Source organism: Streptomyces lasalocidi (genome assembly GCF_005280215.1).
In the GTDB taxonomy this organism is placed as follows: domain Bacteria; phylum Actinomycetota; class Actinomycetes; order Streptomycetales; family Streptomycetaceae; genus Streptomyces; species Streptomyces longwoodensis.
Window position 1 is genome coordinate 7,195,702 of sequence record NZ_SZNQ01000001.1, and the last position, 15,059, is coordinate 7,210,760.

Genomic DNA, 15,059 nt, shown 5'->3' on the forward strand with positions numbered 1-15,059 from the left:
AGGCCATGAAGCGCAACGGGGGAGACGTACGCGCGGATCGGGTCACGGACGCGGCGTTACGGGCGGCGCGGTCCGCGCGGACCGTGGAGGAGTTCTTCGAGAAGGTCAAACGGGACACGCGTCCGGCGCTGCGGTTCGACATCTGCGCCGGTGTGACCGTGGACCCGCAGACCCTGATGAACACCGGCGGTGACTACCGCGACGCACTGCCGCCGTCCATGATGCCGCGCATGCTGGACATCGAGTACCGGGAGGGCGACGCCAACGACCTGTCCGAGCTGGCGACCAGGGCGACGCCCGTGGGCCTGCTGAGCCGCGAGACGGGCGGCCGCCTTGAACGCAGCCCGCGCTACCGGGACATCATGCGGCCACTGGGGTTCCGGGACGAACTGCGGGTGCTGCTGCGTGACCGGCACGGGGCATGGGGCGCGCTGATCATGGGGCGTGCGCAGGACGCTCCCGCGTTCGCCCCGTCCGACCTGGCGGTGGCGGCCTCGCTCGCCCGGCCGCTCGGCTCCGTACTGCGCCGGCTGCACCTGACCCGGCTCGCCGAGGCGGGCGCGTCGGCGGCGGCGCCGGGTCTGGTGCTGCTGGACGGGGAGTACCGGGTGGTGCACCGCACCCCCACCGTGGACATGTGGTTCGAGGGCCTGGCCGACGAACCTGCCGACGCCGCGAGCCCGTCCGCGGATGACCGGTTGCCTCCCGCCGTCTACGCCGTGGCGGCCGCGGTCCGGACGCCCGGCGCGCCCGGGACCCACACGTCCTGGATGCACAGCCGTGCCCACGGCTGCGTGCGGTTGCACGCCTGGCGTCTCGGCCGCTCCGACACGACGGGGGCCCGCACCGCCGTGGTCGTCGAGGAGGCGGGCTCCGGCGAGCACTTCGGGCTGATCGCCGCGGCCTACGGACTGACACCGCGGGAGAAGGACATCACCGGGCTGGTGCTGCGCGGGCACTCCACCGCCGACATCGCCCGCCGCGCCGGGCTGTCCCCGCACACGGTCCAGGACCACCTCAAGTCGGTGTTCGACAAGACCGGCCTGCACAGCCGGCGCGAGCTGGTGGCCGGCGTCTTCGCCCGCCACTACCTCTGACGGCGCGGCCGGACGGTCAGAACCAGCTCTGGAACTGCCCGGCGTTGCAGCCGAGGGTGCGGAAGCCGAGGTTGCTGTCGTCGATGCAGCGCGCCGTCGCCTGGTTCTTCAGCTCGAGGGTGTTGTCGGCCCAGCGGTGCAGGTGAGGGCGGAGACGGACGTGGGTGCCTGCACGTACTGGCCGACGGTGACGTCCCGCTGGTACATGTGGCCGTACTCGGTCACCGTGCCGTCGTCGTGCAGGATCCTGATCCACTGCCCGTACCCGCTGGCGGGCCCGGAGGCGATGACCTCGCCCGCGCCGACGGCGTAGAGGGCGTGCCCAGGGCACGGCGCCCGCCGTGACGAGTCCGGCGCGTTGACACAGACGCACGGCATTCCTCTCCGGGGTTCGGTGCGGGGACGACCCCGAAGCTAGCCGTGGTGACGCGCACCGCGGCATCCGGAACGTTCCGGAACGACAGCGCGCGACACCGGCCGGCTCACGAGCCGGCCGCCGAGAAAGATGCGCCCAAGCCACGGTGTGAAGGGATCCGTTGGCGGCCACCTCGGACCCGTCGAAGGGGCGGGGCGGAAGGGGCGGGCAGCGCGTCCGGTCGGCTACCAGGCCTGGAGGGGTTCCCCCGCGACGAGTCGGGAGACGAACCCGTCGGGGCCCTGGGCGGGTTCGCCGAGCACGGTGACGCGGTGCATCACGCGGTCGACGTCGAGGTGGGCGAAGTCGGTGGGGGCGAAGTGGCAGGTGCTGCGGTTGTCCCAGAAGGCGATGTCGCCGGGCTCCCAGCGGAAGCGGACGGTGTACTCGGCGCTCGTCAGGTGCTGGAACAGCAACTCCAGGAGGTGCCGGCTCTCCAGCTCGGAGAAGCCCGTGATGCGGGTGGTCGACCCGGGGCTCACGAAGAGGGCCCGCTCGCCGGTCTCCGGGTGGACCCGCACGACGGGGTGGACCGCGACCTGCGGGTCGTCGCAGTACATCCGGAGGATGCCGCGGTCCCGCTCGTCCGAATGACGCAGGTGCACCGCCGAGAAGAAGGCGTGTTCCGCGGTGAGCCCGTCGACGAACTCCCGCAGGGCGGGGGACAGTCCCTCGTAGGCGGCGACCGTGTTGGTCCACTGGGTGTCGCCGCCGAACTCCGGCGTCCGCTCCGCCCGCAGGATGGACAGGTCGGGCGGGTTGACGGCCTGGGTGAGGTCACTGTGCCAGCCGGCGATCGGGGAGACCCACTTGCGGCGGTACGCCTCCTCGAAGTCGGCGCCGTAGCGCTCGGTGTCGGCCCTGGGGTCGACGGTGAGGATCTCGGGGTGGCCCTCGGGATGGACGCCGTGCTTCGTGCCGGGGCGGCGGGTGAGTGCGCCGAAGCGGCGGCCGAAGGCGATGTGCTGGGCGTGGTCGATGTCCTGACCGCGGAAGAAGACCACCCGGTGGGTCAGGACGGCCCGGCGGATCTCCGCCACGGTGGCGTCGTCCTGTTCCGCACGGAGGTCGACGCCGGAGATCTCGGCCCCGATCCGGCCGGCCACCCGTCGGACGGTGAGCCTGCCGCTCTGCGGGGGGTGGAGGGTTGTGGGCATGCCGGTGCCTTTCGAGGGTCGGTGAGGTGCTTGACGGGTGTGGCGGAGGGCGGTCAGGCCCGGTGCGCCCACTGCAGGAGCAGGGGCAGCAGGACCAGTGCCGCGACCGAGCTCTTGATCACGAGGGCGGCGGACATGTCGATGCCCACGTCGTAGCGCTGGGCGAAGATGAACAGGTTCTGCGGGGCCGGCATCGCCGCGATCAGGACCAGGTAGCGCAGCCAGTCGCCGCGCACCCCGAAGCCGTAGCGGGCCACGGCGAACGCCAGCAGGGGGAAGACCACGCACTTGAAGGCGATGAGGGCCGCCTCCTCCAGGGTGGTGCCCCGTACGGACAGCCCCGCCCCGCCCAGGTGCAGTCCGAGGGCGAACAGCGCCACCGGGGAGGCGCTGTCGCCGACGAAGGCGAAGCTGTCGAGGACGGCGTGCGGCAGGGGCACGGACAGCAGGTTGAGCAGGATGCCCGCGTTGCAGGCGATGACCAGGGGCGTCAGCAGGGAGGCACCCACGGCCGCTCCGAGCTGCCGGCTCCGGCTGCGGGTGCGGTCCGCCCGCCCCAGTTCCATCACCGCGATGACCACGAGGGACAGCACGCACACCTGGAAGAGGAGCACGGGGAAGATCGGTGCCGCGTTCCCGAACAGCATGATGAACACGGGGACGGCGAAATAAGCCGTGTTCACCTGGACGGCCGCCATGACGCGCAGCGCGATGCCGCGCGGCTCGCGGATGCCGCAGGCCCACGCCAGCGCGCCGACGAGGACCACCGCGACACCTGCCGCGGTCGCGTACCCGGTGATCGCCCGCCAGTTGAACAGGGCGCCGAGGTCGCTGGAGTAGATGTTGCCGAACAGGTAGCACGGGACCGCGAAGAGGAAGGCGTAGTCCGCGAAGACCTTGGAGCTCTCGGCCGGCACCACCTTCCGTCTCGCGAGGACGACCCCGCAGCCGAAGGCAAGAATCACCGGCGCGAGCTTCTCCAGCGCCTCAACCGCTCCCATGCATGTGCCCTTGCTGTCATGGCGCCCGTGGAGGGGGCCTCGTTCCCTACGGCGCGCTCATGACGAGGCGCCGGTAACCGCTGATCATTGTCCGGACGACGCGGTTGCCGCCGACGTCGTAACGGTGTTCGCCGATCCGCGACACGGGCAGGATCTCGCAGGCCGTGCCGCAGACGAACGCGCCGTCCGCCTCGCCCGCGAACGCGGGCGCCAGGTCGCCCTCCGTGCAGGCGATGCCCTCCCGCTCGGCCAGCGCCAGCACACAGGCCCGGGTGATGCCGTCGATCGTGCACCGGGTCGTCGGCGTGTGCAGGGCGCCGTCCTTGGTGAAGAACAGGTGGGCGCCGGTCGCCTCGACGAAGTTGCCGCGGTCGTCGAGGAGCAGGGCGTCGTCGAAACCGGCCCGCAGTGCCTCGTTCTTGCACACCGTGCCGATCATGTAGTTGCCGGCCGCCTTGCTCTTCACGGGCGCCGACTCCGGCGACGGCCTGCGGTAACGCCCGATGGTCAGGGCTATGCCCTTCTGCACGGCGTCCGCCGCCGCGTAGTAGCCGCTGGGCAGTTCCCACGCGGCGATCGAGGTGTGCACGGACGTCTTCAGGGCCGCGGTCTGGATGACCTCCGACCCGCGCCAGGCGTTCATCCGGACATAGCCCTCGGTGATCCGGGCCTGCCGCACCACGTCGAGCGTGGCGGCGCGCAGGGTCTCGTCGTCGTACTCGAGGTCGAAGTCCAGGATGCGGGCCGACGCACGCAGCCGTGCGACGTGCTCGGCCAGCATGAACGGGACCCCGCCGTAGACGCGGAGGCCCTCGAACACGCTGGAGGCGTAGTGCAGGCCGTGGCTGAGGACGTGCAGGGTGGCGTCGGGCCAGTCGACCGCTGCGCCGTCGTACCAGATCGTCCCGGTCCGCTGGTCGAAGGGGATCACCGCGGCCCCCTCAGAGCGCCAGGTCGAACAGCGGGTTCTGCAGGTCGCCCACGAGAGCGACGAAACGCCGCTGGTGCGGGGTGACGGCGCGCACCGACACGCCGTGCAGCGCCAGGGGGTTGATCGGGTACATCACCAGCGTGTTGCTCTCGTACGGCACGGTGGTGACCTCCTCGACGTACTTCGGGTCGATGTCGAAACGGTTGTCCCCGTACTCGGACTCGCTGGTGTGGAACTTGTGGGCCCCGGCGCGGTACCGGTACAGCACCAGGTCACCGCCGGTGGCGTCGTCCTCGGGCAGCCGCATGTAGAACAGTCCGCCGAACAGCTTGTACGGCTTGTCGACGTGCGGACCCCGGTACGACGACGGCCTGCCGGTCACCGCCGAGTTGATGACGGCGGTGCAGTCCATGAGGATGTCGTGCGTCTCGAAGGTGTCCCGGTTGCGCCGCCCCACCCGCAGCTGGCGCAGCGGGCGCCCGATGCCCTGCTCGGCGTCCGGCAGGTTGGCGAGCAGGTCCTCCTGGAAGAGGTCGAGGAACTCCTCGTAGAACGCCGGCGACGCGTGACGGGTGACGAAGTCCTTCCAGACCTGCGCCATGGTGTCGTCCCCCAGGACCGCCTCGGACATGTAGTTGTAGCGCTCGTTGGAGGTGATCGGCTTGCCGATCCGCTCGCCTATGTACTCGGCCGTCGGCATGGACTTCGCCAGCGCGTCGTACAGCTCCGCCGGCAGGGCGTCGCGGATCACGATGTGCGGGAACGGGTCGCGGCGGATGTCGTCCTTGGTGACGCCGGCCAGCAGCGAGGTGATCGCGGGCGCGCCTTCGCGGGTGTCGGTCACAGGTGCCTCTTCTCTGGGGTGGAGTGGTCAGGAAACGCGTGCGGAGAGCCAGGTCTCCAGCACCAGGAGCGACCAGAGGGTCTCGGCGGCGTCCGCCGTCGGCGTCTCGGTCTGGGTACGGAACAAGTCCCGGACGGCGCGCGTGCGGACGTAGTCGTGGCAGCGGGCGCCGGGCGCGAGGAGGAGGTCGCCGATCATGCCGTACAGCGCCTCCCCTGGCTTGATCATGGCCGTGATGGGCAGGGTGAAGGGCTGTTTGGGACGCTCGACGACGCTGCGCGGCACCCAGCGGCGTGCGGCCTCGGCGACGGGCGCCTTCACGACGCCGTCGGCCACCTTGACGTGGGCCGGCAGCGAGTGGGCCAGCCGGACCACGGACGGCTGGAGGAACGGGATGCGGGCCTCCACCGAGTGGGCCATGCCGAGATGGTCGACCCGGCGCAGGATGTAGTACGGGAACCGCTCGACCTGGTCGTACCGCAGCAGCGTCTCCAGCTTGCCGTGCTGCCCGGACCGCACCCGCTCGTCGAGGTCGTCGCCGATGCCGTCGCCGAAGAACCCGCCGGCCTCCTGGACGAGCCGGAGGTACTCGGGGGTGTACAGACGCTCCAGGGCCGTGCGGTGCACGGCGGCCATGGCGTCCTGGTAGGCGCGGTGCCAGGTGAGGGAGCCGTCCTGGGCGGCCTTGCTGAACCGGGCGTACCCGGCGAAGAGTTCGTCGGCGCCGTCGCCGGTCAGCGCGACCTTGAAGCCGGCCTGGTGCACGGCCTCGAACAGGGCGAAGGTGCTGAGGCTGTGCGGGGCGTTGTTGGGCTGGTCGAGGTGGCGGACGTACCGCTCGACCAGGGCGGGGAACGTGGCCGGGTCGAGCAGGACCTGGTGGTGCCGGGTCCCGCAGTGCCGGGCGACCTCCTCGGCGAAGTGCCGTTCGTCCGAGGGCCATTCACCCTGGTAGGCGATGTTGAAGGAGGCGAGGTCGGGTACCAGGTCCGCGGCGAGCGCGGTGGTGTAGCTGGAATCGAGACCGCCACTGGTGATGACGCACACCGGGACGTCCGCGTCGAGCATGCGGCTCATCTCGTCCCGGAGGATCTCGTCGAGCCGGGCCGCCGCCGCGGCGACGGTCGGCTCCCCGTCGGGCCGTCCGACGGGGTCCTCGGCCAGGGGCGTCTGGCCGACCGTGAGGCGCCCGTCCGCGAAGCGCAGCACCGACCCCGGTTTCAGGGTGCGGACCCGGGTGTGGACGGTGCCCGGGCCCCAGATCGCCCGGCCGCCGAGGTACCGGTCCACGGCGAGCGGGTCGATCGTGTCCGGGAAGTCCGGCAGTCGGCTGAGCGCCCGCAGCTCGGAGGCGAAGCACAGTCGGCTGCCGCTGCCGGAGAGGTAGTAGTAGAGCGACTTCATGCCGGCGTGGTCCGTGAACAACTTCAGGCACGGCTCCTCGCGGCGGTCGACCACCGCGACGGCGAACATGCCCTCCAGCCGGCCGACGAAGGCGTCCCCGTAGACCTCGTACAGCGGCAGCAGGACGTCACCGTCGCAGTCGCCGGTGAAGGAGTAGCCCCGGGTGGTCAACTCCGCGCGCAGCGCCCGGTGGTTGTAGATCTCGCCGTTGAAGACGCAGGACAGGCCCGGACGTTCGAAGGGCTGGTGGCCGTCGGGGACGCCCTGGATGGCGAGCCGGTTGTTGCCCAGCGTCCAGCCGTCACCGCAGCGGCGGCCCATCTCGTCGGGTCCGCCCTCGCGCATCATGCCCGCGACGTCGTCCCACACCTGCGGGTTGATCGTCGCCCCGCCGAAGGAGCCGTAGATGCGGCACACGGTCAGGCCTCCGTCCGCGTGAGGGCACCGACGGGTTCCCGGGCGCAGTCCGCCGCGCTCTGCCGTGCGGCCGGGTAGTGCCGGCCGAGGAACTCGGTGACGATCTCGACCTGCTGGAGGATCTCCTCGAGCTGGGCCGGGGTGGGGTTGGTGCCGTGGCCGTCGAGTGCGCTGTTGCCGGTCTTGAGGTAGACGGGCGCGGCGACCCGGACGATGTCGGGCGCCTCGTAGGTGCGAACGAAACCACCGGACGTGCGGGGATTGTCCACGTGGCAGTCGAGCGGGATGGCCACGGCCTGGCGCAGCGCGCCGATCATCGGCAGGGTGAGGTCACGCACGGGGTTGAAGCTGTTCGCGCCGAGCATCTCCAGCATCTGCGCGGCCGCCGGATTGCCCTGGCCGCAGTGGGCGGAGACCTTCAGGTGGACGTCCACGGGCAGGTCACCGGCGTTGCGCAGCCGGCCCAGCACCCACAGCAGCCCTTCGTCGTAGACGACGAACCCGCGCACCCCGAGGTCGATGCCGCGCTTGACGTCCTCGACGGCACGCACGATCTGCTCCTGGCCGCGCAGCCGGTAGCCGATCCGCGCGCCCTCCTGCGTCTGCACGCTGGCGCCGATGTCGTACCCGGCACGCGGGCCGACGGACATCAGGATCTGGGCGCCGTACTCCTCGCCGAGGGCGACGTACTCGCTGATCGCCCGGGCGGTGTGCCGGTACATGCCGCGCGTCTCGGTGATGCGGTTGATGGTGAAGCCGCGGCGGCGGCTCTCGGCGAGCAGGGTCTCGGCGGCCCGCACGGAGTTCACCGTGGGCACCTCGATCCGGTAGTGGCCGCCGTCGGCGAACGCCCCGCGTGAGCACGCGGAGCCGTGCGCGTCCCCGTCGGGGAGCCCGAGCCGGGCGAGCTGCGTGCGCGTCTGCTCGTAGAAAGCGGTCGGGGGCATCATCGCGTGACCTCCATGCCGAGCAGTTCGGCCGTGCGCCGGACGATGTCCTCGGCGATCCGTATCGAGGTCGCGCGGTCGGCGTGCACGACCTGCACCTCCCCGAAGTTGCCGAGGTTGCCGCGGCAGGGCTCGATCGTGTCGCCGTCGGGGAACCGGACGGTGAGGGCGTGCAGGTCGGCGCCGTACTCGGCCGCGGCCCAGCCGAGGTTGGGCACCTGCCGCGGCCGGGGCACGGCGTCCACGGCACCGAACCACCGGACCGTGGCGTAGCGGGTGAACTCCGTGGGGCCGCGCTCGACGTGCTCGTCGAGATGGATGCGGACGAGCAGTTCGAAGATGTCGCCGCCACCGGCGAGCCGGAACAGGTTGGGCAGACAGGAGCCCATGATCCTCGGGTTGAGTTCGATCAGCCGCGGTCGGCCGTCGGCCCCGATCATGATCTCCACGTGGAAGATGCCCAGCCCGAGGCCCATCGCGCCGACGACCGCTTCGGCGAACTCCATGACGCGGTCGTGTTCGAGGGGAGTGATGCCGGCGGGGATGGTGGTCCCCGTCTCCAGTGCCTCGTGGCGGTCCCACGTGGAGCGCTCGCTGACCGCGAGGCGCAGGAACCTGCCGTGGGCCAGCCCGATCTCGGCGGAGACGAAGCGCCCGCTCAGGTACTCCTCGACCAGGATGCCCGTCCGGTAGGCGCCGCCGGCCGGTTCCCCGGCGAGGACCGCCCGCAGTTGCTCGGGGTCCGCCACGACGTGGGCACCCTCGCTGCCCGACCCGCGGGCGGGTTTGACGACGACGGGGTAGCCGGTGCGGGCGGCGAACGCGGCGGCCTCGTCGAAGCCCGAGACGACCGCGTGCCGGGTGCTGTCCAGACCCGCCGCCGCCAGGATGTCACGGCAGCGGTCCTTCTGTTTGGCCGCCTCGGCGGCGCGCGCGTCGGTGAAGGGCACGCCGATCTCCGCCGCGATCGTCGCGACCGGCACGACGAGCGCGTCGACGGTGGCGACGAAGCCGTCGACGGGCCGCTCCGCGTGGACGGCGTGGATGCGGCGGCGCAGCGCCCCGATGTCGGTCGCGTCCTGGAGGACGTGCACCCGGTCGACGTACTTGGCGTAGGGCGAGGACTCGAAGTCGATGTTCTGCGACTGCTCCATCCGCAGGGAGCGGATGAGGGTGACGTGGTGACCGAGCCGCTTGGCCGCCTCGAACGCCGGGGCGTTGCCGGCCTTCCAGGTCACGAACACCACGTGCTTCGGGGCGTGTGCGTCGTCCCGGTGTGTGGCTGTCCTCGTCATGCCGTCCTCCTCGCGAAGCGCTGCCCGATGCGGACGTACGCCGGGCTGTCGGTGCCGGGCGCCGGGATGAAGGAGATGGAGCCGGCCAGGACGTTCTTCTCCGACATGGAGCTGAACCCGCCGGCGCCGGACAGGATGAGGTCGCCCTCGTCCAGCTGCCGCCAGGCTCCGTCGGGCTGTCGCTCGGAGTAGGCGTAGCGCAGGTGCTCCCGGCCGGGCGCGACCCTCAGCAGGTAGCCGTCGGAGGCGTACGTGCCCACGCAGTCCGCGAGGGCCATGGTGAACGGCCGCCCGGTGCGGATCAGTCCGTCCCCGGTGAGTACGCGCAGGAGGTCCTCGTAGAGGCCGAATGCCGGGTAGGCGTTGGCGAGCAGCACCAGGAAGGACCCGGTCTCGGGAAAGATCTGGACGAAGTTGTGGTGGCCGCTGCCGTTGGAGTTGAAGCCGAAGGCGGTCGGTCCGAACATCAGCCAGCCCAGCCCCCAGGCGTGCATGAAGTGGTGGCCCGGGACGGGGATCTGCGGGGTGCGCATCTCCTGGGCGAGCGCGGCCGACAGCAGCCGTTCGCCGTCGCCGGTCACCCCGTCGTTCAGGGCGAGCGCGGCGATCCGCGCCACGTCCTCGACGGTGAGGCAGACCGAGAACGAGCCGGCGGCGTCGTCGGCGATCGTCTGCCGGGGCGGCTCGTGGCGCAGGTAGCGCTTGGCGCCCTCGTCCCACAGGAAGCCGTCCGAGACGGCGCCCCCGTAGTGGCCGTGTTCGACGAGGGTCTCGGGGATCTCCCGTATGCCGAGCGGGCCGAGCAGCAGCTCGTTGACGGCGCGGCGCCAGGGGATGCCGAGCAGCTTCTCGATGAGCGCTGCGACGATGGAGGTGCCGACCGCGGAGTACGCGAACACCTCACCCGGCTCGAACAACTGGCCGTACGCGCTGAGCGAGTCGATGTAGGCGGCGAGGCCGGGCAGGTCGGTGTCGTGCCAGACCTCGTAGGAGTCGTCCACCCCGCTGGTGTGGGACAGCAGTTGGCGCAGGGTGACGTCGACGGTACCGCCGTCACGGCGCCGGAACGCCTCCGGCAGCACTGCGCGCAGCGGCTCGTCCAGGCCCACCGCGCCACGGTCGACCAGGCGCAGGGCGACGAAGGCGAGCATCGGCTTGGTGAGGCAGGTGACCCGCTGACGGGTGTGCGCCCCGTAGGGGTCCCCGGTGCGCTCGTCCACCACGCCGTGGTAGGTGAACTCGGTCGTGCCGTCGAGGTGGACGGCCATCCCGGCGCCGGGCATCCCGTGGCCGAGGCCCGACTCCCGCAGTGTCCGCGCCAGTTCGCGCAGTGTGTCCGCGGTGCCGGTGGCCGCGGGTGTCCCAGGTGCGCCAGGTGTCCGGGCACGCTTGCGGGACAGCAGCCCGGTCTGGGCGGCGAGGGTGCGGTGCTCGTACACCTCGGCCACCCGGACCGCGCGGCCCGCCGCGTCGGAGAGTCGGGCCGCGAGCAGGTTGGCCAGCAGGGAGTGGCCGCCGACGGAGAAGAAGTCCAGGTCCGGGGTGGGGGACGCGATGCCGAGCAGGTCGGCCCAGATCCGGGCGACCGTGGTCGTGTCCGGGTCACCGCCCGGGGCATCGGCCACGGTGCGCAGGCCCCAGTCCACCTCCCGCGCGGCCAGTGCCTTGCGGTCGACCTTCCCGTTGGGCAGCTGGGGCAGCCGGTCCTCCACGAGGATCTTGGCGGGCTGCATGTAGTGGGGGAGTGCGGCGCGCAGCCGTTCGGTCATCGCCGCGACCGACACCGTGCCGCCGTCCCGGGCGACGTAGCACACCAGCCGGGTGTCGTCGCCGACGGGCACGGCGAGCGCGGCGACGTCGCGCAGCCCGACGACCTCCCGCAGGACCGCCTCGATCTCGCCCAGTTCGATCCGGAAGCCGCGCACCTTGACCTGGTGGTCCCTGCGGCCCAGGAAGCGCAGTTCGCCGTCCTCGGTCCAGCAGGCCAGGTCGCCCGTGCGGTAGAGCAGCCCGTCGGTGTGCCCGGCGAGCTGGGCGGGGGCGGGTACGAACGCCGCGGCGGTGCGCTCCGGGTCGTTGATGTAGCCGGCGGCCACGCCGTGGCCTCCCAGGTGGAGTTCACCGGTGCTGCCCCTCGGCACCAGTCGCCCGTATGCGTCGAGCAGGAAGACCACGGTGTTGTGGATCGGCCGACCGATGGTGGGGGCCGTGGTGGTCGGGCCGGTGAAGCACTTGGCGGTGGAGTACGTGGTGTCCTCGGACGGCCCGTACAGATTGAAGAGGCGGGCGATGCCCGTCTTCTCGAAGGCGGCGTTGACGAGTTCCTTGGACAGGGGCTCGCCCGCCACGTTGAGCACCCGGGTCGAGGGCGGCACCGCCGCGCGCTGGAGCAGCACGTTGGCCGCGCTCGGCACGGTGTTGATCAGCGTGGGGCGCAGCCCCTCCTCCTCGGTCAGTGACAGGACGTTGTCCACGACGACCACACAGCCGCCGCGGGTGAGCGGTGCCCACAGCTCGTAGACCGACAGGTCGAAGTTGAGCGAGGTGGAGAACAGGACCCGGGCGAGCTCGTCGTCGTGGTACGTCTGTCCGGCCCAGGCCAGCAGGGCGGCCACGTTGCGGTGGCTGATCACCACGCCCTTGGGCCGGCCGGTCGACCCCGAGGTGTAGATCAGGTGGGTGGCGGCCGTCGCGGGGACGGCGAGGCCGAGGGGAGCGGCGTCCGCGCCGGACGCCTTCTCCCACAGCTCCGTGAACGGGAGCGCGGACGCACCGGTGTCCTCGAGCCAGCCGGGTGCGACCGTGTCGCCGTGCACGACGGTGGTCATGTCGGCGGTCTCGGCGATGGCCCCCAACCGGTCGGCGGGGTAGGCAGGATCCAGCGGGACGTAGGCGCACCCGGCCTTGTGGACGGCGAGGAGCAGCACGACCAGGCGATGGCTGCGGGGCAGGGACACCCCGACCCGGGAGCCCGGTTCGACGCCTGCGGCGGCCAGGGCGCGCGCCAATCTGTTCGCTTGGGCGTCCAGTTGACGGTACGTCAGGGTTGTGCCCCGCCACTCGACAGCCGGCGCCCCGGGGGTCCGCGCGGCCTGGGCCTCGACCAGGGCGTGCACGGTGATGTCGTCGACGTAGGGGAAGCCCGTGTCGTTGACCTCGTAGACGAGGTGGCGGAGTTCGGCTTCCGAGAGCACGCTCAGATCGACCACCGCGGCATCGGGGCGGCGGACGGCGTCCCGGAGCAGGGTGTCGAGACCGGCGGCCAGCCGGGAGACGAACTCGGGCGCGAAGAGGTGACTGTCGTGGTGCAGGGTGAGGCGCAGGTCCGCGTCGGTTCGTACGCTCTCCAGGAGCAGCGCGAAGCCGTCCGGTGCGCTGCCGGTGCCGTCGTGGTCGACGCAGCCCACGTGCAGACCGCTGCCGGACCCGGTGGGCGCGGGGACGCCGTCGGCGGCCGCGGCCCGGTACCCGGCCGCCCAGGCGGCTGCCAGGGAGCACAGCGTGGCGTCCGGCGTGAGCGACGTCCGTACGCCCACGGGGCGGTCCAGGGGTGCGCCGTCCGTCCCGCCCGCCCGCGCCGACACGAAGTCGTCCTGGCCGCTGTGGCGGTGCAGGAGCACCGTGAACGCCGCGTGCAGGAGATCCGGGACCTGGACGCCGCCCCGGTCGGCGAGTGCGGCGAGGTCTTCGGGGTGGTCGCAGGTCCACGTGTACGTCGTCGGCGGCTGCGTTCGTGCCGCCCGACGGGCGCCGTCCCGGAGGGGGAGGTGCAGGGCGGGGGCCTCATCCGGCGAGATCACGGTGGACGAGGCGGCAGGTGTGTCCACCATGAGCCTTTTCCTTACGTCACATTCGAAAAACGGGCGAACTCGGCGTTTTCCATGGTGGAGCGGTCCTGTTTTCGGGACGCCGAAGTATTGCACTTGCATTGGAGAAAAGCGCTTTTTCAGGGGGATTCGTCGCCACGTCCGTCGCGTCGTACAGGAAGATCGACGCAACGGAATTCCGGCGACGAGGGCATGGCGTTTCCACGCCACGGCGGCAGATTTCTTCGCGGACCGGTGCGAAGGCGCCCGGCCCGAGCTGTTGAATATGGAAAGACTTTTCCTCGGATCGCCGACGCACGCGCCGGCCGAGCGTCACCGAACGCTCAGACCGCCACGGGTCCGGGCTCGAGGTGCCTGCTGCGTGCGGCCCACGCCGCGACGGCCGGCATGGCGGCTCCCACCAGGGCGAAGCCGGCGGCCATCGCGAGCCAACCGAGCGCGCCGTGCTCCACGGCGAGCCAGGTCAGCAGCGCGGGAGCGATCAGCTTGCCCAGGTCGGAGCCCATCGCGTAGGTGCCCTGGTACTGGCCCTGCGCATGGTCGAGGGCCAGTCCGAACGACATGCCCCAGCTGCCCGCGGACTGCCGGATCTCGCCGAGGACGTGGGCCAGGGCGCCGGCGATGAGCAGGACCGAGGCGAGCAGCCAGGAGGGCCGGCCGCTGAAGGCGAAGACCCCGCAGGCCAGTGCAAGGCACAGGGCACCCGAGCGGGACGCCCGGGCCGCCGAGGAGGGCTCGTCGGTGCCGCGCGCCGCCCTCACCTGGAACAGGACCACGGCAACGGTGTTGGTGATCAGGATCGCGGCGATCATCCAGCGGGGTGCGGCCGTGTGGTGCAGCACCCAGATGGGCAGGACGACCTCCAGCAGCACGTTGTGCATGGACAGCAGGCCGTCCAGGACCACGAACGTCAGGTAGGGCCGGTCCCGCAGCACGATCAGGGCCGGTCCGCTGCGGGCCGGTTGCGGCTCGACGGCCGGGAGCAGCAGGGAGAGCAGGCCGGTCAGCAGGTACGTGGTGGCGTTGAAGGCGACAGCGGCCCGGTAGGCCGGGCCGGAGTTCAGGGCGAGCAGGACGCCCGCGAGGACGGCGCCGACGGAGACGCTGATGTTGCTGGTGGCGCGGAGGTAGGCGCGCACCGCGACGCGTTGCTCGGGCGGGACGAGGGCGGCCACCACGGCCATGCGGGCGCTGCGGCTGGCGCTGTACGCCAGTGCCTGCGCGGAGACCACTAGCAGGTACATGCCAAAGCCGTGCACGGCGAGGAGGGCGGCGGTGAGCGGCCCGAGGGCCAGGAACGACCAGATCTGCACCGAGCGGGGGCCGAGCCGGTCGGCCAGGTGTCCGGTCGGTGTGCTCACGGCCAACGCCACGCCTGCGGCCACGCCCACCCCGATGCTGAACTGTCCGGGCGTCAGGTGCAGGACGGTCATGGCGTAGATGGCGTTCAGCGCCATCCACAAGCCTTGGCCCAGGGTGTGCACCAGCGTGATGCCGGAGAGCAGACGAGCGGGTCCCTTCGGCGGAAGCACTCGGCTCAGCATGCGCCCGCCGTATCGATTTCTTCTTTTGCGCACGTCAGGATCTCTGACACGCCCCTACCTCTCGTTCAGCGCCATTGCCAACGACAAGATTCGGGTATTGCCCCCGTAATCCGAGGCCGAGATCGTCGGCCTCGCGGGTCCATCGAATCGGCGCACGGGTACCGTGTCCAGAAAACGCAC

Annotated in this window: 11 protein-coding genes; 1 reads left to right on the forward strand and 10 read right to left on the reverse strand. The window is 71.4% G+C overall.

The genetic code is table 11. The features are described from left to right. Positions 1 to 5: 5 nt before the first annotated feature. Positions 6 to 1,097, forward strand: coding sequence for a helix-turn-helix transcriptional regulator (locus E4U91_RS32565; protein ID WP_137310130.1), 1,092 nt, complete (start codon positions 6 to 8; stop codon positions 1,095 to 1,097). A 108-nt stretch (positions 1,098 to 1,205) separates the two neighbouring features. Here the strand turns inward: E4U91_RS32565 and E4U91_RS32570 are convergent, their stop codons facing one another. The 10 genes from E4U91_RS32570 to E4U91_RS32615 form a co-directional block, all read right to left on the reverse strand. After that, positions 1,206 to 1,475, reverse strand: a complete 270-nt coding sequence (locus E4U91_RS32570; RefSeq protein WP_137310131.1) for a M23 family metallopeptidase — start codon at positions 1,473 to 1,475, stop codon at positions 1,206 to 1,208. 222 nt (positions 1,476 to 1,697) lie between these two features. Next, positions 1,698 to 2,669 (reverse strand): TauD/TfdA dioxygenase family protein, encoded by a 972-nt coding sequence (locus tag E4U91_RS32575; RefSeq protein WP_137310132.1) that lies wholly within the window; start codon positions 2,667 to 2,669, stop codon positions 1,698 to 1,700. A gap of 53 nt (positions 2,670 to 2,722) precedes the next feature. Then, positions 2,723 to 3,670, reverse strand: a complete 948-nt coding sequence (locus tag E4U91_RS32580) for an AEC family transporter (RefSeq protein ID WP_137310133.1) — start codon at positions 3,668 to 3,670, stop codon at positions 2,723 to 2,725. 46 nt (positions 3,671 to 3,716) lie between these two features. Continuing rightward, positions 3,717 to 4,601, reverse strand: a complete 885-nt coding sequence (locus E4U91_RS32585; protein ID WP_137310134.1) for an aminotransferase class IV — start codon at positions 4,599 to 4,601, stop codon at positions 3,717 to 3,719. Between the two features lie 10 nt (positions 4,602 to 4,611). Continuing rightward, a complete protein-coding gene (locus tag E4U91_RS32590) occupies positions 4,612 to 5,445 on the reverse strand; it encodes a hypothetical protein (protein ID WP_137310135.1) in 834 nt (277 codons plus the stop codon). Between the two features lie 27 nt (positions 5,446 to 5,472). Beyond that, positions 5,473 to 7,266: an asparagine synthase (glutamine-hydrolyzing) gene (gene asnB / locus E4U91_RS32595; RefSeq protein WP_137310136.1), complete on the reverse strand. Its 1,794-nt coding sequence runs from the start codon at positions 7,264 to 7,266 to the stop codon at positions 5,473 to 5,475. 2 nt (positions 7,267 to 7,268) lie between these two features. Continuing rightward, positions 7,269 to 8,216 carry a peptidase gene (locus tag E4U91_RS32600; protein ID WP_137310137.1) on the reverse strand — a complete coding sequence of 316 codons (948 nt, stop codon included), beginning with the start codon at positions 8,214 to 8,216 and terminating at the stop codon, positions 7,269 to 7,271. Then, positions 8,213 to 9,508: an ATP-grasp domain-containing protein gene (locus tag E4U91_RS32605; RefSeq protein WP_137310138.1), complete on the reverse strand. Its 1,296-nt coding sequence runs from the start codon at positions 9,506 to 9,508 to the stop codon at positions 8,213 to 8,215. The genes E4U91_RS32600 and E4U91_RS32605 overlap by 4 nt, the downstream gene beginning before the upstream one ends. Beyond that, positions 9,505 to 13,338 carry a non-ribosomal peptide synthetase gene (locus tag E4U91_RS32610; protein ID WP_137310139.1) on the reverse strand — a complete coding sequence of 1,278 codons (3,834 nt, stop codon included), beginning with the start codon at positions 13,336 to 13,338 and terminating at the stop codon, positions 9,505 to 9,507. The genes E4U91_RS32605 and E4U91_RS32610 overlap by 4 nt, the downstream gene beginning before the upstream one ends. Positions 13,339 to 13,658: 320 nt before the next feature. After that, a complete protein-coding gene (locus tag E4U91_RS32615) occupies positions 13,659 to 14,879 on the reverse strand; it encodes an MFS transporter (protein WP_137310140.1) in 1,221 nt (406 codons plus the stop codon). Positions 14,880 to 15,059 lie beyond the last annotated feature (180 nt).

Coding starts and splice junctions, on each gene's coding strand:
- E4U91_RS32565 (WP_137310130.1), top strand. CDS start 6: ATGAAGCGCAACGGGGGAGACGTACGCGCGGATCGGGTCACGGACGCG.
- E4U91_RS32570 (WP_137310131.1), bottom strand. CDS start 1,475: ATGCCGTGCGTCTGTGTCAACGCGCCGGACTCGTCACGGCGGGCGCCG.
- E4U91_RS32575 (WP_137310132.1), bottom strand. CDS start 2,669: ATGCCCACAACCCTCCACCCCCCGCAGAGCGGCAGGCTCACCGTCCGA.
- E4U91_RS32580 (WP_137310133.1), bottom strand. CDS start 3,670: ATGGGAGCGGTTGAGGCGCTGGAGAAGCTCGCGCCGGTGATTCTTGCC.
- E4U91_RS32600 (WP_137310137.1), bottom strand. CDS start 8,216: ATGATGCCCCCGACCGCTTTCTACGAGCAGACGCGCACGCAGCTCGCC.
- E4U91_RS32605 (WP_137310138.1), bottom strand. CDS start 9,508: ATGACGAGGACAGCCACACACCGGGACGACGCACACGCCCCGAAGCAC.
- E4U91_RS32610 (WP_137310139.1), bottom strand. CDS start 13,338: ATGGTGGACACACCTGCCGCCTCGTCCACCGTGATCTCGCCGGATGAG.
- E4U91_RS32615 (WP_137310140.1), bottom strand. CDS start 14,879: ATGCTGAGCCGAGTGCTTCCGCCGAAGGGACCCGCTCGTCTGCTCTCC.